Below are 18,149 nucleotides of genomic sequence, written 5' to 3' on the forward strand. Positions count from 1 at the left end.
CCTGGCAGGCCGTCGACATAACCGTGCAACAAAAAAATCCCTGATCCGCATTGCTGCGGATCAGGGATTCTTCTGAACGCTCCCCCGGCTGGACTCGAACCAGCAACCGTCCGATTAACAGTCGGAAGCTCTGCCAATTGAGCTACAGGGGATTGTCTTGCTCGCTTCGCCCGTTCCGGCGTTGCCTGAGAAACTGTAGCGAATCCACCGCCGAAGTACCAAATCGCCTGCCCAGCGAGTCATCAGGCAGGATGGAGTCAGGACGATCGGTGCTGGAGGGAAGCAGGAATGATGCGTTTGTTGATCGGTGTTGCCGCTGGGTACGTCCTGGGGACGAAAGCAGGGCGGGCCCGGTACGAACAGATCAGTCGGGCCGCGAAGGCGGTGGCGACCAGTCCTGCCACGAAGAAGGTGCTCGACGCGTCGCGTCAGAAGCTGGCTGATTCGCTCAGCACGCAGCCGAAATTGGAGCCCATGAAGCCGATCAACGAGGAAACCACGATCCTGATCCCTCATGACCAGTTGAAGAAGAACCGCTAGTCAGACGCTGTTGTCGCCGACGGCTTGCTCACGCAGCTGTCGGCGGTACTGCTCGAGGGCAACGAGGTCGCCGAACAGCGAGTTGTACTCGTCCGGTGCTGCTGCGGGTGAGATGCGCTGCAGTTTCGATTTGAGGTCTGCGACCTGTTCGCCAACCCAAGCCTCCTGCAGTCGCGCGAGCACGCCGCTGATGTAGCGGGGAACTGTGTCCTCGTCACATGGCATCGGTTCTACGGCAAGTTCGGAGATCACTGAGGCAACTGTCACATCTTCGACCCCCTTGGTGACAACCTCGATCCATTCGGCGCCGCCGAAACCCTTGCTGGTGCCTCCGGCGTCGGACATCGACTGCCTGATTGCCACGTAGGCGGGATGAGTGAACGTCTCGACGGGCAGTGAGTCGAACACCGTTCCGGCGATCCCTGGGTACTGCAGGGCCGCTTTGAGCACCGCTCGCTGCGTGGACAGCCCCGGATCGTTGGGCCGGGGCCGTGAGATGCCGATCGGGAGCGCAAGGGCGTCGTCGCTGGGCTCCGGAATGACCTGACGCCGCTTCGGCGCGGGTGAGGAACCTCGGGTGGACGCACGTTTGCGAGCTTCGTCACGGACACGTCGACGCACGGACGGCAGGTCGTCCCACCCGACCCATCCGCACAGCAGGTTCGCGTAACTGTCACGCAGGGTCGATTCTTTGATCTGCGCGACGACGGGAACGGTGCGACGCAAAGCCTCGACGCGACCTTCCGCTGTGTCGAGATCATGCTCGGTGAGTATCGACTTGACCACGAACTCGAACATCGGGGTGCGCCTCGCCACGAGGTCGCGGACTGCGGCGTCGCCCGACGCCAGCCTGAGATCGCACGGGTCCATTCCGTCGGGAGCGACGGCAACAAACGTCTGCCCGGCCATCTTCTGATCGCCCTCGAAAGCCTTCATCGCGGCAGCTTGCCCCGCGGCATCGCCGTCGAAGGTGTAGATGATTTCGCCGCGAAAGTAGCTGTCGTCCATCAGGAGTCGGCGCAGCATCGCGAGGTGTTCCTCGCCGAATGCGGTGCCACACGACGCGACCGCAGTTTTGACGCCGGCCAGATGCATCGCCATGACGTCGGTGTATCCCTCGACCACCACAGCCTGATGTCCCTTGGCGATGTCGCGTTTCGCGAGATCGAGGCCGAACAAGACCTGAGACTTCTTGTACAGGATGGTTTCCGGGGTGTTGACGTACTTGCCTGGCATGGTGTCGTCGTCGAAAAGTTTGCGGGCACCGAAGCCGATTACGTCGCCGGCAACGCTCCGGATGGGCCACAGGAGTCGACGATGGAAACGGTCGATCGGGCCGCGTCGCCCCTCCTTGGCCAGGCCGGCGGCTTCGAGTTCCTTGAACTCGAATCCCTTGGCCATCAAGTGCTTTGTGAGTGTGTCCCAGCCTTCGGGGGCGTAGCCGCAGCCGAACTGCAAGGCCGCAGCGCCGTCGAAATTTCGCTCGGTGAGGTAGTCGCGCGCAGCTTGGGCGTCTGGCTCCCGCAGGCGCGCCGCATAGAACTCCTGCGCTGCCGCGTTGGCCGCGATCAAGCGCGCACGGGTGCCGCGATCGCGCTGAACCGAGGGACCGCCGCCCTCGTAGGAGATCGAGTAGTTCAGCCGGTCGGCCAACTGCTCGACAGCCTCGACAAAACTGATGTGGTCCATCTTCTGCAAGAAGGAGTAGACGTCGCCGCCCTCACCGCAACCGAAGCAGTGATAAAGCCCATGGTTGGGACGAACGTGGAACGACGGCGACTTCTCGTCGTGGAACGGGCACAGCCCCTTGATGGAGTCGCCACCCGCACGCTTGAGCGAGACGTATTCACCGACGATGTCTTCGATGCGTGTGCGTTCGCGAATGGCCGCGATGTCTCTGTCAGAAATTCGGCCCGCCACGTATGTCAGTCTAGGCGGTCCACGAACTGCGCCTGACACGGCAAGTTCGTCACGGGTGGTCTGGAGTCTGGCGGTAGGAGTTCGGTGTGAAACCGAGGACGTTGCGGAAGTCGGCGGACAGGTGGGCGTGGTCTGCGTAACCGAGGTCGGCCGCCACTTGCGCGATCTTCACCGACGGATCTTCGCGTAGCCGTTGTGCGGCTTCCTGAAGTCGGTAGCGTCGAATGATCGCCAATGGCGGCAACCCGACGTATCGCTGGGCAAGGCGTTGAACACCACGGACGGAGGTGCCGAGAAGTTCGGCGATATCACCGACACGGATCACTGTCCGATCCGAAGCGATCAGGTCTTCCATGGCATTTGCCAGTCGACCACTCTCGTCGTCGGCCGCAATGTGCTGGGCCGCCCACTCGGAGAAAGCCGCAATCGCACGCTGCCTACCCACCTCGTGGTCAGCCTCACCCATCGCCGACATCACTGCCTCATGCAAGTCCGACGCGGCAATCTGCACTTCGGTGTTCTGGATGGTCTGCGGATCAGCGCGCAACGACGCGAGGCCCGCCGGCCGCAACAGTGCACCCACCGCCCAGCCACTGCCGGACAGGTCACGGTGCGACGCCCCTGTCGACGGGCCGACCAGGGACACCCCGCCGGGTTCGACCACGAGATTGGAAGCGGGGAACGGCAGCACTTCCTGTCGGACAGTTCGGCCGGGCGCCAGCTGCCATCGCGGAATCCAGAACCAGCGGATACGCCCTTCCAACGAGGCGTCGGCCGGTTCGCGGTGGAACGTCGGGAGTTTGGTCGGGTACAGAATCCCGCGACTGTCATTGGGCGTGACCAACTGCCGTCCTCCTCGTTCGTCGCAAATCTTCAAGCCACAGCCCATCTGACGGCGCTACCTTCGTTTCATGAACGCAGACAGCATTTCCCAGCAGGGCGTGACCGGCGAGCACACAACAGACGGCATCCCGCACGGCTCGACGAGCTTGACCCCGTTTCTGGCGATCAAGGGAGCCGCCGACGCGATTGAATTTTACCGGTCGGTGTACGGCGCACGCGTCGTCGAAATCACCGAGTTCAGCGGCGTCGTCGTCCACGCCGACCTCGATTTCGGAAACGGTCGGCTCCAACTCGGCGAACCCAACCCCGATTACGGCCTCGTCGAGGCACCTTCCGGCGACGCCGACTCCTACTCGATGGGCCTGTACTGCTCAGATGTCGACGCCGTCGTCGAGCGCGCAGTACAAGCCGGCGCGACCGTTCGTGAATCGGTAAGCACGTTCGTCTCGGGCGACCGGTTTGCCTCGATCCGCGACCCCTTCGGCGTGCGTTGGTCCATCATGACGCGCGTCGAGGACCTCAGCGAAGCCGAGAGTGCGCGCAGGGTCGCAGAATGGGCGCTGACGCAAACGCCGTCGAGTTGAGCAGTCAGCCCCAACTGGCCTGCGCGCCGAGGCTGGCTTTGTCGACCCGCTCGAGGCGACTCTCCGTGTACGACGCGATCTGATCCACGACAACTCGGGTGCGCGCCGCATCGTTTTCCGCTCGCTCCCAGGCAGGCAGCAAGATGGGGTCCAATCCGGCGGGCGCGGTCGCCAGCAGCCATTCCGCGACGCGATGAACTCGGTCACGTTGACGGTCTTGGCGGGCCTTGTGCCCGTTGTCGGACATCACGTAATACAGCGCAACGGTTTTGAGCAGCGCTACTTCGGATGCCACCGCTTCGGGGATGTCGAGGTCTGCTTGGTACCGCGACAGCGGCCGGTCTCCGTTGGTCAGCCGGGTGCGGGCGATGGCTGCCGTCGCAAAGCGTCCGACCAATTCGCTGGTCAGGTTTTTCAATGCCACGGAACTGTTCAGGGTCCCGTCGTAGCTGCCGACGCTCTGCACGACGGGCAGTTCCGACAACCGCTGCGCAGCGTCGATCAGATCGTCGATCACCAGGCCGCGAAACTCCGAGGCACCCAACTCGGCGAGTGCCCGTTGCTCGCTCGGATCGGCCAGTGACCGAAGGTCGATACGGCCGGCAATCACCCCGTCCTCGACGTCGTGCACCGAATAGGCGACGTCGTCGGCCCAGTCCATGACCTGAGCTTCCAATGCTTGCCGACGCCCGGGCGCTCCGTCGCGGACCCAGGCCAGCACATCGGCGTCATCGTCGTAGGCGCCGAACTTGGCTCCGGGTTCCGGCCTGGTCCACGGATATTTGATCGCGGCGTCGAGGGAAGCCCGGGTGAGGTTGAGTCCGGCACTGCGACCGTCGGGCCCCAAGATCTTGGGTTCGAGGCTCGTGAGGATGCGCAGGTTCTGGGCGTTGCCTTCGAACCCGCCGCAGTCTTTCGCGACCTCGTCGAGTGCCTTCTCACCGTTGTGCCCGTACGGAGGGTGCCCGATGTCGTGGGCCAAACCGGCGAGGTCTACGAGATCGGGATCACAGCCGAGGCCGTCGGCGATACCGCGACCGATCTGCGCAACTTCCATCGAGTGCGTGAGCCGGGTACGCGGGGTGTCACCATCGCGAGGACCGACTACCTGGGTTTTGTCGGCCAGGCGTCGTAGCGCCGCGGAGTGCTGCACGCGAGCGCGATCCCGCGAGAAGTCGGATCGATGTTGGGCGGCGGCAATCTGAGTTCCGGGCAATCCCGCTCGCTTCGGAGCCTCGACAATGCGGCGCTCCAGATCGTGCTCGGAATAGGTTCCGCCGCCGTACGTGGTGTGTGCCGTCATTTCGGTTGTTCCTATTGCCCTGCCGTGTAGGGGAAGTCAGCGGAGAAGTGCGTCAGTTGGTACCAGAGCAGAGCGCCGGTTTCGCGCGCGATGCCATGCAGTTGGGATTCACGGGTGAACACGGCCGGCCCTTGTCTGGTCGGCGCCGTCCAGGCTTCGAGGCCGGTGTCGCGGGCCATGGTTCGAGTGCGCAGGGAATGCCACGGGTCACTGACCAGAACTGCGGAATTGATTCCCTGCGAAGCCATTTCGTCGCTGACGGCATCAATGCTCAGCAGGGTGTCCGAGCCGGTTTCCACAGCGGTAATCGCACTTGACGGAATCCCGCGGTCCGTGAGATACATCTTTCCGGACGCGGCTTCGGTGTACTCGTCACCTTCCTGCTTGCCGCCGACGGTGATGATCTGCGGCGCTACCCCACGCTTGTACAGCTTGTACGCCTGCTCGAGCCTGGCTTCGAACACCGACGACGGAGTTCCCGAATACTGAGCGGCTCCGAGAACAACAATCGCGTCGGCTGGTGTCGTGTCGTCGATCCGCGCAACCTGCCAGACCCGAACCGCGGTTCCGCCGATCAAGACGAAGGTCATCAGTAGAGCCCCGGCGATGAGGCGTCGGGTCCATCGAGCCAGACCTTCGCCGAAGCCGCCGCCAGCCCCGGAGGGCGCAGAGTTGCGGGAGCGGTTGCCGAAAGCTGGTTTCACTCCCGCAATTGTGCCAGCCCTGATCGCTCCCCCGCGCTGCCGACGCGCCATAACGGTTAGATTTGCGTCATGGCCTTCGCAGCACACATCGAGCAGTCGTCTCCAGCAGACCACGACCGGGCATTCGTCCGGCCGATCCGGCGTTGGGGCAGCGCGAGCGCCGTTGCGGCGATCTTCGCGATCCTGGCATTGATCTTCAGTCCTGCCACTGCGTCGGCTGATCCGCCGTTGGTCCTTCCCAACCAGATCACCGATACCTCTGGTGTGCTCAACGATGGCCAGAAGGAGGACATCCAAGCTGCGCTCGACCAACTCAGCGAAGACCATCAGATTGATCTGTGGGTTGCGTTTGTCCCCGACTTCAACGAGATGGGTGGCCAGGCGTGGGCTGATCAGACAGCAACGAAGTCCACTCTCAGCGGCACCGACGTCCTGCTTGCCGTCGCGACCACGGAGGGCGCCTACTACCTCGACGTGCCGCCAGGTCTGACAAACATCACACAATCCGACATCGACTCCATCAAGTCCGACGCGACGGAACCGGCTCTCGCCGACGGTGATTGGGCAGGTGCGGCAATCGCCACCGCCGGCGCGCTCGGTGACGCAAACGCCAAGAGCGGCGGCATGTCCGTGAGCACACTCCTCATCGGCGGCGGCGCGGTCATCGTCGGAACCGGTGGAGTGGTTCTGTACTCACGCAAGCGGAAGAGCGACCGAGACAAGGCCAGCCTCGAGGCCGCAAAAAACATCGCACCCGACGACATCGCCGCCTTGAACGCACTTCCCTTGCCGACGCTGGACGAGCGAGCTCAGGCCATTCTCGTCGAGACCGACAACGCCATCGCGTCGAGTCAGGAAGAACTCGAACTCGCGCGGAGCGAATTCGGTGATGCGGCCGTCGCGCCGTTTGCCCAGGCTTTCGACAAGGCCAAGGCGACACTCGCCGGAGCCTTCGGCATCAGGCAGAAGCTCGACGACGCCATCCCGGAGTCACCCGAGCAGCGGCGCCAGATGCTCATCGACATCATTTCCTCGTGTGGCCGTGCCGATCAGGAACTCGATGCGCGGGTCGATGAGTTCGACACGATGCGCGACCTTCTCATCAACGCGCCCGCTCGCCTCGATGCCCTGACTCAGGCTGTTGTAGCCGTCAGCGTGCGCCTGCCGGAGTCCGAGAAGATCCTGAACGAGCTGAAGAACCAGTTCCCGGCTCCGACCCTGGCGCCGGTCGCCGGCAACGTCACCATGGCCGGAGAACGTTTGACTCTGGCCGAGCAGTCCATCGAGCAGGGCCGCGACGCCGTTGCCTTGCCCGCCGGTAAGCAGGGCGCTGCCGTCACAGCGATTCGGACCGCGGAGGCCGCGCTGGACCAGGCTCGCAAACTTCTCGACGCCGTGGATCACGCGGCAGACGACATCCGCAACGCTATCGCTACCCTCCCCGCCGCGATGGACGACGTTCAGCAGGGCATCACCGCTGCCGACGCCTACCTGGCCCAGGGCGGCGATAGATTGGCCGCCGCCAAGGCCGGTGCACAAGCCGCGTTGGCTCACGCCCAGACATCGAAGGACAGTGATCCACTCGGCGCCTTCAACCAGATTGTGGCCGCCGACGCACAACTCGACGCATTGCTCGCAGAGGCTCAGGAGCAGAAGCAACAGCTCGAACGGGCGCAGCAGCGCCTCGCGCAGGACATCCTGGCGGCCCAGGCACAGGTCACTGCTGCCGGCGATTTCCTCAATACGCGACGCGGCGTCATCGGCGCCGAGGCCCGCACCCGCTACGCCGAGGCGCAGCGCCATCTGCAGGCAGCTCAGCAGTTGCAGGGCACCGATCCGTCGACGGCTCTGCAGCACGCGCAGGCTGCAACAACGCTGGCCACCCATGCTCTGCGGGCGGCCCAGAGCGACGTCAGCACATGGGAGGCAAACCAGCGTCCCCGCGGCGGCAGCGGCGGCGGCAACGCGGCAGGCGCCATTCTCGGCGGCATCCTGATCAACAGCGTTCTCCGTGGCGGCGGCGGTGGACCGCGTTCGTACGGCGGTCCGAGCAGCAGCGGCCGGGGCGGCGGATTCGGCGGCGGCGGGTTCGGCGGCGGCGGTGGAGGACGCGGCAGTCGCGGCGGTGGCGGCGGCGGCCGGTTCTGAGTCAACTACCCGAGGTAGTAAAATTCTGACTTTGTTCGCGACCGACCTCGTCGTACGCTTCATCCGGCAAGTCGGGATCACAGATCATACGAAGGTGTTATGAACAACGTCGCTCCGCAGATTACCGTCGTGGTACCCACGTACAACGAGCGTGAAAACCTGCCCAAGCTCGTCGATCGTCTCGCCGCATTGAAGATCCCGAACCTGGCAGTACTCGTGGTGGACGACAACTCCCCCGACGGAACCGGCGAGGTAGCTGACAAGCTCGGCATCGACGGCCCCATCCCGGTGGGTGTTCTGCATCGCACCGCCAAGGACGGACTCGGCCGCGCGTACGTCGCCGGTATGACGCGGGCCCTCGCCGAGAACGCCGACATCGTCATTCAGATGGACGCGGACCTGTCTCATCCGTCCGAAGTGATCCCCGCCATGATCGAGATCCTCACCACAACCGACGCTGCGGTGGTGCTCGGTTCGCGTTACGTCGAGGGCGGCGCCGTGGCCGGCGACTGGCCGTGGCACCGCAAGGCACTGTCGGCATGGGCCAACTTCTACGTCAACGCAATCTTGCGGCTGCACGTCAAGGACGCCACCGCCGGATTCAAGGCGTGGCACGCAAAGACGTTGCGCGCCATCGACGTCGAATCGGTGCAGAGCAACGGTTACGCCTTCCAGGTCGAGATGAACTACCGAGTTGTGCAGCGCGGCATGAAGATCGCCGAAACCCCCATCCGTTTCGAGGAGCGCACCGACGGCGTCTCGAAGATGAGCCTGGCTGTTCAGCTCGAATCGGCACTGGTTCCCTGGAAGCTGAAGTTCGGCAAGAAGTCACTCTGATTTCGCTCTGAAGAACTCCGCGGTCTCGCGGTCGGATGGATAAAAACATTCGATCGCGATCTCTGCCAAAGTGACATCGCGCGGCGTACCGAACACGGTGGTGGTACTGAACATCGCCAGTTCGGTGTCGCCCGCGCGAATCCGCAAGGGCACCAACAGAGAACTCTCGTCCTCATGCCACTCGCCGCCGCTGGGATAAGTCAGCAATTCTTCCAACAGCGCACCCAACTGCGCGTCGGCGGTCACCTCGACCTCACGGCGCAGCCGAGCGATCACGTGATTTCGCCACTGCGCCAAGTTCACGATGCGCTCAGCCATGCCTTCGGGATGCAAACTCAGCCGCAGAACGTTGACCGGCGGCTCCAGAAGAAACGACGCAGCGCCCTCCGTCAGGATGCTTACCGCCCGATTGCCGACGACCAGATCCCACTGGTGATCGACCACCACAGCCGGGTACGGGTCATGGGCGTCGACGATGCGATTGATGGCGTCGCTGACCGCGGACATCGGTGTTTCCGCCAGCGCATTCTCCGGATAGGCCGGTGCATGACCGCCCGCCAGCAACAGCGTATTCCGCTGCCGTAGCGGCACTTCCAAACACTCGGACAAGTGGATAATCATGTCCTTACTGGGTTTCGATCGACCGGTTTCGATGAAACTCAAGTGCCTCGTCGAAACTCCGGCAGCGGAGGAAAGCCCCAACTGAGTGAGCCGTCGTCTCTCACGCCACGACTTCAGCTGGGCTCCCACATGCGTGCTCTGAGTCATCCACTCAACGTAGCGACAAGGTGTAATCAACGCCATGACCTCCGAGGTAATCGACGGGCCTCACATCCGCTTGGCACAGTGATCTCAGCCGGGAAACAAACCCCGGACCTCGACAACCAGGAGGATCTGCCATGAGTGACTTCGACGCAATCGCACACGCCTACATCGATCTGTGGAACGAAACGGATGCCTCGGCGCGTCAGGAACGAATCGAGCAACTGTTCGCGGCCGACGGCCGGTACACCGATCCACTGGCAGATGTGACCGGGCACATCCAGATCGACGCGATGATCAGCGCTGTGCAGCAGCAGTTTCCGGGCATGACCTTCACACTCGCCGGACCCGTGGACGCACACCACAGCCAAGCTCGCTTCGGCTGGAAGCTCGGCCCGGCCGGCAAAGAATCCCTGATCGACGGATTCGACGTGCTCGAACGAAATGACGACGGCCGGTTGACCCTTGTTCTCGGGTTCCTCGACAAGGTGCCCTCGGCCTGAATCCCCCACCACCGACAGCGCTGCACCTTCAGCGCTGTCGGTGCCCCGTGCCATCATCATTGCCGATGAACGCTCACGGATGTACCTGGTCCACACCGATTCCCGAACCCGAGGGCGCGGAGTACAGCGCTCACTCCCTCACTGTCGACGGGCGCAGCGCCGTGTACCGTCGCGCAAAGACGACTCCTACCAAACTCGGGCAGTTCGTGACGCTGTGGCGACGATCGGACGCCGGGCCGATCCGCCCGTTCGATGTTTCCGACGGCGTCGAGTTGTTCATCGTGAAGGTATACGACGGAGAACAACTGGGGCACTTCATTTTTCCCGTCGACGCTCTCATCACGAATCGAGTGGTTTCGACAGACTTCACGGGCGGTAAACGCGCCATTCGCATCTACCCGCCGTGGGTAACGCCGACCAGTGTGCAGGCCGTCAAATCCCAGCGCTGGCAACTCGATTATTTTCGCCCCACTCACTGCAACTGATACGTCGCCATGATGACTCCGGTTGTGGTGGAAACACTTTCGGTGAGAGTGAACCGCGCGAGTGCGGCGCCGTCAGGAAACAACCTGCGTCCCGTTCCGAGAACCACAGGATGGATGAGCAGAATGTAGGTGTCGATCAATTGGCGCTGCGCCAACGACGTGATCAGTTCCCCACTACCCAGAATCACCAGATCCGGCCCCTCGGTGTCCTTCAACTCGGCAACCGCGTCGGCGGCGTCACCGCGGAGCAACGTCGAGTTCTTCCACGGCAGCGGTTCGGTCAATGTCCGCGACGCAACATATTTCTGCGTGTTGTCGAGCACTTCGGTGAACGGATTGTCGGTCTGGTGCGGCCAGTACGACGCAAAACTCTCGTACGTCCGTCGCCCGAAGAGTAGCTGCGATCTTGCAGCCATTCCCTCGCCCATCTTCCGCGCCATGACCGCGTCACTGAACGGCGCAGCCCATCCCCCGTGCTCGAAGCCGCCGCGACGGTCCTCGTCGGGCCCACCCGGCGCCTGCATGACACCGTCGAGAGTCACGCTGTTGGTCACACTGAGCTGTCTCATATGTCTGTTCTTACGCCTCGAAGGCCGCCGGGAACAGCAAACGGGCGGCCTCCCTCGTTATCGAGGAAGGCCGCCCGAGACGGATACGGCTTAAGAACCGATCAGTCGCGTCGCAAGGTAGCTCTCGACCTGATCGAGTGCGACGCGTTCCTGAGCCATGGAGTCACGCTCGCGAACGGTGACGGCCTGGTCTTCGAGGGTGTCGAAGTCGACCGTGATGCAGAACGGGGTGCCGATCTCGTCCTGACGACGGTAGCGGCGGCCGATGGCGCCCGCGTCGTCGAATTCGACGTTCCAGTTCTGACGCAGTTGCGCTGCAAGATCTTTTGCCTTTGGCGTGAGATCCGCATTGCGCGAGAGCGGCAGGACAGCGGCCTTGACCGGAGCGAGACGACGATCCAGGCGCAGCACCGTGCGCTTGTCGACGCCACCCTTGGCGTTGGGGGCTTCGTCCTCGGTGTAGGCGTCGACGAGGAAGGCCATGAGCGAACGGGTGAGGCCGGCTGCCGGCTCGATGACGTACGGCGTGTAGCGCTCGCCGGTTGTCTGGTCGAAGTAGTTCAGCTCGGTGCCCGAATGCTTGGAGTGCGTCGAGAGGTCGAAGTCGGTGCGGTTCGCGATGCCCTCGAGCTCACCCCATTCGCTGCCCTGGAAGTGGAAGCGGTACTCGATGTCGGTGGTGCCCTTGGAGTAGTGCGAGAGCTTTTCCTTCGCGTGCTCGTACAGGCGCAGGTTGTCCTTGTTGATACCGAGGCCGGTGTACCAGTCCAGGCGGTAGTCGATCCAGTACTTGTGCCACGCGTCATCCTCGCCGGGCTTGACGAAGAATTCCATCTCCATCTGCTCGAACTCGCGGGTGCGGAAGATGAAGTTGCCTGGGGTGATCTCGTTGCGGAAGCTCTTGCCGATCTGGCCGATGCCGAACGGCGGCTTCTTACGCGACGTGGTCAGCACGTTGGCGAAGTTCACGAAGATGCCCTGCGCGGTTTCGGGACGCAGGTAGTGCATGCCCTCTTCGCTCTCGACGGGGCCGAGGTACGTCTTGAGCATCATGTTGAAGTCGCGCGGTTCGGTCCACTGGCCGACGGTGCCGCAGTCGGGGCACCCGATGAGGTCCATCGTGACATCGTCCGGGTTGTCGAGCTTCTTCTTCTCCGCGTACGCCTCCTGCAGGTGATCCTGACGGTGACGCTTGTGACAGTTGAGGCACTCTACGAGCGGGTCGTTGAAGACGCCGACGTGTCCGGATGCAACCCACACCTCGCGGGGCAAAATCACCGAGGAGTCGAGGCCGACAACGTCCTCGCGGCTGGTGACCATGTTCCGCCACCACTGACGCTTGATGTTCTCCTTGAGCTCGACACCCAATGGGCCGTAGTCCCATGCGGACTTGGTGCCTCCGTAGATCTCACCGCACGGGTAGACCAGGCCTCGCCGCTTGGCGAGATTGACGACGGCTTCGATCTTGGACTTGGGTGCCACTGGATTGCTCTCCATCTGGGTAATAGATGCACGGTTTTCCTGCGCTTTTTGCATGTCCAGACTAACCGGCCCCGGAAGTGGACTTCGCGCCACGGTTGACATGCGTACTTGTGCATATCAAAATGAATGTGATTTGCAATAGTGTGGTCTTATGGCTACGCAGGAACGTTGTGACACATCCCTCGAAGGAGCCTCGCTGTGAGCATTGCGGATACCGGCGATCTCCACAACCACCATGATCACGACGCGCTCGATCACACACATGACCCGTTCGAACCCGTCCCACCAGCCGTGGTTCCACCCAAGGAAACTCTGGCTGCTGCCGGTGAGATCCTGCGAGCGCTCGCCGCACCTGTCCGCATCGCGATCGTGCTCCAACTCCACCAGTCGCAGCGGTGCGTCCACGAACTTGTCGGCGCCCTCGGCGTCACCCAACCGCTCATCAGCCAGCACCTTCGTGTCCTGAAGGCTGCGGGCGTCGTGCGTGGCGAACGCCACGGACGCGAAGTTCTCTATCGACTGGCCGACGACCATCTGGCCCACATAGTCGTGGACGCTGTCGCCCACGCAGAAGAAGGATGATCACCACCAACATGAACACCACCGGTCAGTCTGCATTCAAGCGCAGCGCCACTGTCGGCATTCGATCGACCAAACAGCGCAGCGCGATCTCCGCACTGCTCGACGACATCGGCGAGTTCAAGTCGGCGCAAGAGCTGCACGACGAACTGCGCAAGCGTGGTGAAGCCATCGGCCTGACCACCGTCTACCGAACCCTGCAGACCCTCGCCGACGCCGGAACCATCGACGTCCTACGCACCGACACCGGTGAATCCGTCTATCGCCGTTGCTCTTCCGGCCACCATCACCACCTCGTGTGCCGCAATTGCGGCTACACCGTGGAGGTGGAAGGCGCGATGGTCGAGCAGTGGTCACAGACCATCGCCGACGACAACGGTTTCACCGACGTCAGTCACACCGTCGAAATTTTTGGTACCTGCCGCGATTGCGCGGCCGCGACTTAATCAGCCAGCGAAAACCGAAGCAGATTGGATTCGCGCGGCTCGAAACCGAGTTTCCGGTAGAGCTGATTCGCGGCTACCCGCGAGCTCCTCGAGGTCAGATCCACAGTGCGGGCACCGAGCTCCTCGGCGCGAGCGAGGGCTGCTGTGGTCAGCGCGGATCCGACCTGTCGGCCTTGAGCCGCCCCGTCGACCACAACGTCCTCGATCCAGGCGCGGTAGCCGGTCGGGGTCGGAAAGACGACCAGGGTCAGCGTTCCGACGATACGACCGTCGAGCCTGGCCACGAAAAGTGTGTTCGTGGGGCAGGCCACAACCTTCTCGAGCGACGCCGCGGTGACTGGTGGCGCCGACTTCGACAGCTGCGGAATGAGTCTCGCGCAGGCTTCAACCAGCTCGTCGGTGACTTCGCAGGCCTTGTGGATCTCGAGCGTCATGGACTACTCCTCGAAGAATCGGTGCGTTCAGGTTTAAGGAAGTAGTCCCTGTCGAGCCGTATCGGCTCCCGTGAGCGCCAGGAGCAGCATCGTAGTGAGCGCTTCGTCTTCCAGTCCCGCTGCCGGGAACGTGTACCGCAGAATGACATCTGCGAGACTGCCGTGCCCGAACACCGCGATGGATCCGAACTGGATGGTGCGGTTGCGCTCGGCTACCTTGCGGTGCAGCGCGGCGCTGACCGGTCGGTCCCACGCCAGCACGCACGTCATCGACAGAACGTCGAGGCCTTCGGAGAGGTTCATCGCCTGAACCGAGCACAATGCACCGGCATACTGGAAACCCAGTGAACCGTCGTCAGCCACGTCGACGGTCACAAAATGTGCCAGCGCTTCGGCGGCACGCTCTTGCAGTCGCGCGGCGTTGTCGGTCTCGGTCATATTTTCACCTGTCATTTCACTCCACCAAATCGGCGGTCACGTGAGGCATATTCGACACACGCGGCCCACAGGTCACGACGATCGAAATCGGGAAACAGCTTCTCCTGGTACACCATTTCGGCGTACGCGGACTGCCAGATCAAGAAGTTGGACGTACGCTGCTCCCCTGAGGGGCGCAGGAACAGGTCGACGTCCGGCATGTCGGGTTCGTCGAGGTACTTGGCAACGGTGGCCTCGGTGATCTTGTCTGGATTGATCTCGCCGGCCGCCACCCGCTTGGCGATTTCCTTGACCGCGTCGGCAATTTCGGCCCGCCCACCGTAGTTGACGCACATCGTCAGGTTCATCACCGTGTTGTTCTTGGTGAGCTCTTCGGCGATCTCGAGTTCCTTGATGACACTCGCCCACAATCGCGGCTTCCGGCCCGCCCAGCGAACCCGCACGCCCATCTCGTTCATCTCGTCGCGTCGACGACGAATCACGTCACGGTTGAAGCCCATGAGGAAACGCACCTCGTCGGGGCTGCGCTTCCAGTTCTCGGTGGAGAAGGCATACGCGGAAAGCCACTCGACGCCCATCTCGATGCACCCGCACACCGTGTCCATCAGTACGGCTTCACCGCGCTCGTGACCGGCTGTGCGCGGCAAACCGCGCTCCTGAGCCCAGCGTCCGTTGCCGTCCATCACCAGCGCAACATGGCGCGGGATCAGTTCGGTTTGCAGGATCGGCGGTTTCGCTCCGGACGGGTGTGGGTCCGGGGGCCGGATCACCCGATCTGTAGCAGAATCAAGCGGGGTGCGCGGTTCGCGTCGTCGAATCACGCGTTCCATCCTGCCCCACCGCTGCAGCTCCCTCGACCGCCGCATGCGGCCTTGACCGTTCGATGAGCGGTAGCGTGCGCAATTGCCGCTCCAGATGCCACTGCAAATGCGCTGCGACCAGGCCACTTGCCTGAGTGCGCAGCGAGGTCGGTGCCACGTCGGTACCTTCCCACTCCCCCCGCAGCAACGCTTCCATCAGATCAAGGACACCGGGCGACGGCGTCGCAGATCCGGGTGGGCGACAGTACGTACAGACCGCCCCGCCGGCCGCGACATGGAAAGCGCGGTGCGGGCCGGGAGAAGAACACTTGGCGCATTCCCCGAGCGCGGGCGCCCAACCCGCGTAACCCATCGCCCGAAGAAGAAAAGCGTCGAGAACAAATTCGACGGGACGGCCCTGCTCGGCGATAGCCCGCAAGGCCCCGACAGTGAGCCGCTGAAGTTGCGGCGCCGGTGCACGTTCTTCACCGGCTAGCCGTTCCGCGGTTTCGAGTACCGCGCAGGCCGTGGTGTACCGGCTGTAATCGTCGACAATGTCGGTGGCAAAGGCGTCCACCGTCTGGACCTGCGTGATGATGTCCAGATTTTTACCCGGCAGGAGTTGGACGTCGACATGCGCAAACGGTTCGAGTCGCGCACCGAACTTGGAGGTAGTTCTGCGGACACCCTTGGCCACGGCACGCACCAACCCGAATTGACGGGTGAGCAACGTGACGATGTGGTCGGCTTCCCCCAGCTTATGCAGGCGCAGCACCACCGCCGTGTCTCGATACAACCTCACCGAACAAGTGTCCCACGCGGCACCGACGGTTTATACGACCGCTAGCGACGGGATTTTGTCCAGCGCCTCGGTTCACCGCGATACCGGGCCCTGTCGCCGGCGATTCCGAACTTCTTCCAAGCCCGTCGCGAGACGGGATTCATCAGCCCCAACTCGTCTGCCAATGCGCGCATTTCACCGAAGTAGTTACCCAGGATTCGGCGCGACGTAGGACTGTCCCAAAATGCTTCCCGGATCACCGAGTCGGGAATGTCGAACTTTTCCGCAAACTCCTTGGGCGGTGCCATGATTTCGCCGGACAGCCAACGCATCGCGCCGGGGAAGGCGACAGACGTCATCGCGCGGCCGAACGGGCTCAGTCTCGGAACATGCGTGCGCAGGAAATCATGCGCGAAGGAAATGTGCCTGGCCTCTTCCGCGATGTGAATCTCCATGGTGCGCAACATCACCGGGACGGTGTCCTTGCCTTCGCGGATGAGATCCTTCTGGAAGTGATCAATCGGTTCCTCACCGGCCAGGATGCCGATGAAGAAGATGACCGGGAACCTAGCGCCCAGCAAGCCGACATACGGAGACATTCGGCGAAACAGCGGGCGCATCCCCGGCACGTCGACGCCAACCCGATTGACGAATTCCTGGAACATCTGAATGTGATTGCACTCTTCGGTCATCTCGTGCAGGCAGTACCGAAACTCCGGGGATTGGTTCGGCAGCGCCATGATGTAGTCCATCATTCCGCGAATCAGGATGCTCTCGAACGCCGAACCCACCTTGGTGACGTTGGCCTGGCGCCACTTCCCCATCGCGATGCGACGCTCGAGGGACTGCTCCTGATACCAACTCGTGGCACCGAGCGGATCGGATATCGACGACAGCACCCACCGGGGGTCGTCGGGATCGATCGCGTATTCCGGTGCATCCCAATCGATGTCGAGATAGGGGTCGAACCTCCTGTGCACCGAGCCGTCGGACAGCGTCGCCAGCAACTCGCGGTACGACTGGTCCATGGTGATCGATGTCGACCTGGCCATCGGTGTCTCCTCACAGTGCCTGTAACTCGATGTGGCTCAACTTAGTGCTACGGCGAGTCTCACACAACCCCTCTTGGTGTCGACGCGGTAAGCGAGCATGGTTTCTGTGCAGTGAACACGCACTCCAGCAGGCCGAAACAGCTGCTCACTACACACAAACCGTGCTCACTTCAGCTCAACCCCTCTTGGTGTCGACGCGGTAAGCGAGCATGGTTTCTGTGCAGTGAACACGCACTCCAGCAGGCCGAAACAGCTGCTCAATACACACAAACCGTGCTCACTTCAGCTCATTCCCCTCTTGGCGTCCACGCGGTAAGCGAACATGGTTTCTGTGCAGTGAACACGCACTCCAGCAGGCCGAAACAGCTGCTCACTACACACAAACCGTGCTCACTTCAGCTCATTCATCGCCTCTTCCCGAATACGCGGAAACTGCTCACCCATGGCGGCAGCAAGAGCATTGGCACCTGACAGCGGCCGGACCATCACCGTGAACTCGTCGATCAGCCCGTCGTCGTCGAAATGCAGAAAGTCGCAACCGTTTACGAGCTTGCCGTCCACTGTTGCCTCGAAGACCAAGGCATGATCGCGACCGTCTGCCGACTCGATCTCGCGCACATACCGGAAATCCTCGAACACCCGCATCACACCGCGCAGGATCGACGCCGTGATCGCCTTGCCGGGATACGGCATGAAGGCAACAGGACTGGTGAAGACCACGTTGTCAGCGAGCAGCGCCTCCATGGCGTCGGTATCGCGCGCTTCGACAGCACTTCGGAAGGACTTCATGGTGACTCCTCGTCATGGGGTTGTTCGGCGGGGTTGTTCGGCGGCCAAGTAATCATGCGCGCTGCGACGCCCACCCACGCAGCAATCGAAGACCGTCGTTCAGCCCTATCGCACGCGTCACTCGACCGAGGACAATGGAACGTACGCCGA

The 18,149-nt window shown here is 62.6% G+C and carries 21 protein-coding genes and 1 tRNA gene; 8 read left to right on the forward strand and 14 right to left on the reverse strand.

Features of this window, described 5'->3' with window-relative positions; genetic code table 11:
• Nucleotides 1-79: 79 nt before the first annotated feature.
• Nucleotides 80-152, reverse strand: a tRNA-Asn gene (locus FEZ60_RS18070).
• Nucleotides 153-288: 136 nt separating this feature from the next.
• Between FEZ60_RS18070 and FEZ60_RS18075 the strand changes: the two genes are divergently transcribed.
• The gene (locus FEZ60_RS18075) at nucleotides 289-540 is read left to right on the forward strand and encodes a hypothetical protein (RefSeq protein WP_033233058.1); all 252 of its coding nucleotides are present in this window, start codon (nucleotides 289-291) and stop codon (nucleotides 538-540) included.
• Here the strand turns inward: FEZ60_RS18075 and dnaG are convergent, their stop codons facing one another.
• On the reverse strand, nucleotides 541-2,460 hold the full coding sequence (gene dnaG, locus FEZ60_RS18080) for a DNA primase (protein ID WP_033233056.1): 1,920 nt from the start codon (nucleotides 2,458-2,460) through the stop codon (nucleotides 541-543).
• Nucleotides 2,461-2,509: 49 nt separating this feature from the next.
• The gene (locus tag FEZ60_RS18085; RefSeq protein WP_242484693.1) at nucleotides 2,510-3,304 is read right to left on the reverse strand and encodes a helix-turn-helix domain-containing protein; all 795 of its coding nucleotides are present in this window, start codon (nucleotides 3,302-3,304) and stop codon (nucleotides 2,510-2,512) included.
• A 67-nt stretch (nucleotides 3,305-3,371) separates the two neighbouring features.
• Between FEZ60_RS18085 and FEZ60_RS18090 the strand changes: the two genes are divergently transcribed.
• The gene (locus FEZ60_RS18090) at nucleotides 3,372-3,887 is read left to right on the forward strand and encodes a VOC family protein (RefSeq protein ID WP_172936678.1); all 516 of its coding nucleotides are present in this window, start codon (nucleotides 3,372-3,374) and stop codon (nucleotides 3,885-3,887) included.
• Between the two features lie 4 nt (nucleotides 3,888-3,891).
• Here FEZ60_RS18090 and FEZ60_RS18095 read toward each other — a convergent pair whose 3' ends face one another.
• Both FEZ60_RS18095 and FEZ60_RS18100 read right to left on the reverse strand, forming a co-directional pair.
• Nucleotides 3,892-5,190, reverse strand: coding sequence for a deoxyguanosinetriphosphate triphosphohydrolase (locus FEZ60_RS18095; protein WP_095885929.1), 1,299 nt, complete (start codon nucleotides 5,188-5,190; stop codon nucleotides 3,892-3,894).
• Between the two features lie 11 nt (nucleotides 5,191-5,201).
• Entirely contained in the window at nucleotides 5,202-5,780 is a 579-nt protein-coding gene (locus FEZ60_RS18100; RefSeq protein ID WP_230590072.1) for a YdcF family protein, read from the reverse strand.
• A gap of 183 nt (nucleotides 5,781-5,963) precedes the next feature.
• Between FEZ60_RS18100 and FEZ60_RS18105 the strand changes: the two genes are divergently transcribed.
• Entirely contained in the window at nucleotides 5,964-8,042 is a 2,079-nt protein-coding gene (locus FEZ60_RS18105; protein ID WP_172936679.1) for a TPM domain-containing protein, read from the forward strand.
• Between the two features lie 99 nt (nucleotides 8,043-8,141).
• The gene (locus tag FEZ60_RS18110) at nucleotides 8,142-8,879 is read left to right on the forward strand and encodes a polyprenol monophosphomannose synthase (RefSeq protein ID WP_033233048.1); all 738 of its coding nucleotides are present in this window, start codon (nucleotides 8,142-8,144) and stop codon (nucleotides 8,877-8,879) included.
• Here FEZ60_RS18110 and FEZ60_RS18115 read toward each other — a convergent pair.
• Nucleotides 8,871-9,647: a helix-turn-helix transcriptional regulator gene (locus FEZ60_RS18115; protein WP_172936680.1), complete on the reverse strand. Its 777-nt coding sequence runs from the start codon at nucleotides 9,645-9,647 to the stop codon at nucleotides 8,871-8,873. The genes FEZ60_RS18110 and FEZ60_RS18115 overlap by 9 nt on opposite strands.
• A gap of 131 nt (nucleotides 9,648-9,778) precedes the next feature.
• On the opposite strand from FEZ60_RS18115, the gene FEZ60_RS18120 reads away from it, so the two are divergent.
• Together FEZ60_RS18120 and FEZ60_RS18125 are read left to right on the forward strand one after the other, a co-directional pair.
• Nucleotides 9,779-10,144, forward strand: a complete 366-nt coding sequence (locus FEZ60_RS18120; RefSeq protein WP_172936681.1) for a nuclear transport factor 2 family protein — start codon at nucleotides 9,779-9,781, stop codon at nucleotides 10,142-10,144.
• 65 nt (nucleotides 10,145-10,209) lie between these two features.
• Nucleotides 10,210-10,629 (forward strand): MepB family protein, encoded by a 420-nt coding sequence (locus tag FEZ60_RS18125; protein ID WP_202026262.1) that lies wholly within the window; start codon nucleotides 10,210-10,212, stop codon nucleotides 10,627-10,629.
• On the opposite strand, the gene FEZ60_RS18130 is transcribed toward FEZ60_RS18125, so the two are convergent.
• Nucleotides 10,617-11,198 carry a dihydrofolate reductase family protein gene (locus FEZ60_RS18130; protein ID WP_172936682.1) on the reverse strand — a complete coding sequence of 194 codons (582 nt, stop codon included), beginning with the start codon at nucleotides 11,196-11,198 and terminating at the stop codon, nucleotides 10,617-10,619. The genes FEZ60_RS18125 and FEZ60_RS18130 overlap by 13 nt on opposite strands.
• Before the next feature lie 90 nt (nucleotides 11,199-11,288).
• A complete protein-coding gene (locus FEZ60_RS18135) occupies nucleotides 11,289-12,680 on the reverse strand; it encodes a glycine--tRNA ligase (protein ID WP_172936683.1) in 1,392 nt (463 codons plus the stop codon).
• A 291-nt stretch (nucleotides 12,681-12,971) separates the two neighbouring features.
• On the opposite strand from FEZ60_RS18135, the gene FEZ60_RS18140 reads away from it, so the two are divergent.
• Nucleotides 12,972-13,262 carry a metalloregulator ArsR/SmtB family transcription factor gene (locus FEZ60_RS18140; protein ID WP_230590071.1) on the forward strand — a complete coding sequence of 97 codons (291 nt, stop codon included), beginning with the start codon at nucleotides 12,972-12,974 and terminating at the stop codon, nucleotides 13,260-13,262.
• Nucleotides 13,259-13,705, forward strand: a complete 447-nt coding sequence (locus FEZ60_RS18145; protein WP_230590059.1) for a Fur family transcriptional regulator — start codon at nucleotides 13,259-13,261, stop codon at nucleotides 13,703-13,705. Before FEZ60_RS18140 ends, FEZ60_RS18145 begins: the two co-directional genes overlap by 4 nt.
• Here the strand turns inward: FEZ60_RS18145 and FEZ60_RS18150 are convergent.
• The 6 genes from FEZ60_RS18150 to FEZ60_RS18175 all read right to left on the reverse strand — a co-directional run bounded on the left by FEZ60_RS18150 (nucleotide 13,702) and on the right by FEZ60_RS18175 (nucleotide 17,999).
• Complete coding sequence (locus FEZ60_RS18150; RefSeq protein WP_033233025.1) at nucleotides 13,702-14,139, reverse strand: GNAT family N-acetyltransferase; 438 nt, start codon at nucleotides 14,137-14,139, stop codon at nucleotides 13,702-13,704. The genes FEZ60_RS18145 and FEZ60_RS18150 overlap by 4 nt on opposite strands.
• A gap of 33 nt (nucleotides 14,140-14,172) precedes the next feature.
• A complete protein-coding gene (locus FEZ60_RS18155; RefSeq protein WP_106939767.1) occupies nucleotides 14,173-14,592 on the reverse strand; it encodes a hypothetical protein in 420 nt (139 codons plus the stop codon).
• Nucleotides 14,589-15,407, reverse strand: coding sequence for an isoprenyl transferase (locus FEZ60_RS18160; RefSeq protein ID WP_045067006.1), 819 nt, complete (start codon nucleotides 15,405-15,407; stop codon nucleotides 14,589-14,591). The genes FEZ60_RS18155 and FEZ60_RS18160 overlap by 4 nt, the downstream gene beginning before the upstream one ends.
• Complete coding sequence (gene recO / locus FEZ60_RS18165; protein WP_033233019.1) at nucleotides 15,364-16,179, reverse strand: DNA repair protein RecO; 816 nt, start codon at nucleotides 16,177-16,179, stop codon at nucleotides 15,364-15,366. The genes FEZ60_RS18160 and recO overlap by 44 nt, the downstream gene beginning before the upstream one ends.
• A gap of 41 nt (nucleotides 16,180-16,220) precedes the next feature.
• On the reverse strand, nucleotides 16,221-17,210 hold the full coding sequence (locus FEZ60_RS18170; RefSeq protein WP_045067005.1) for a diiron oxygenase: 990 nt from the start codon (nucleotides 17,208-17,210) through the stop codon (nucleotides 16,221-16,223).
• A 390-nt stretch (nucleotides 17,211-17,600) separates the two neighbouring features.
• On the reverse strand, nucleotides 17,601-17,999 hold the full coding sequence (locus FEZ60_RS18175; protein ID WP_033233015.1) for a nuclear transport factor 2 family protein: 399 nt from the start codon (nucleotides 17,997-17,999) through the stop codon (nucleotides 17,601-17,603).
• Nucleotides 18,000-18,149 lie beyond the last annotated feature (150 nt).

The organism is Rhodococcus sp. MS16 (assembly GCF_013277795.1).
GTDB classification, from domain to species: Bacteria; Actinomycetota; Actinomycetes; order Mycobacteriales; family Mycobacteriaceae; genus Rhodococcus_F; species Rhodococcus_F globerula.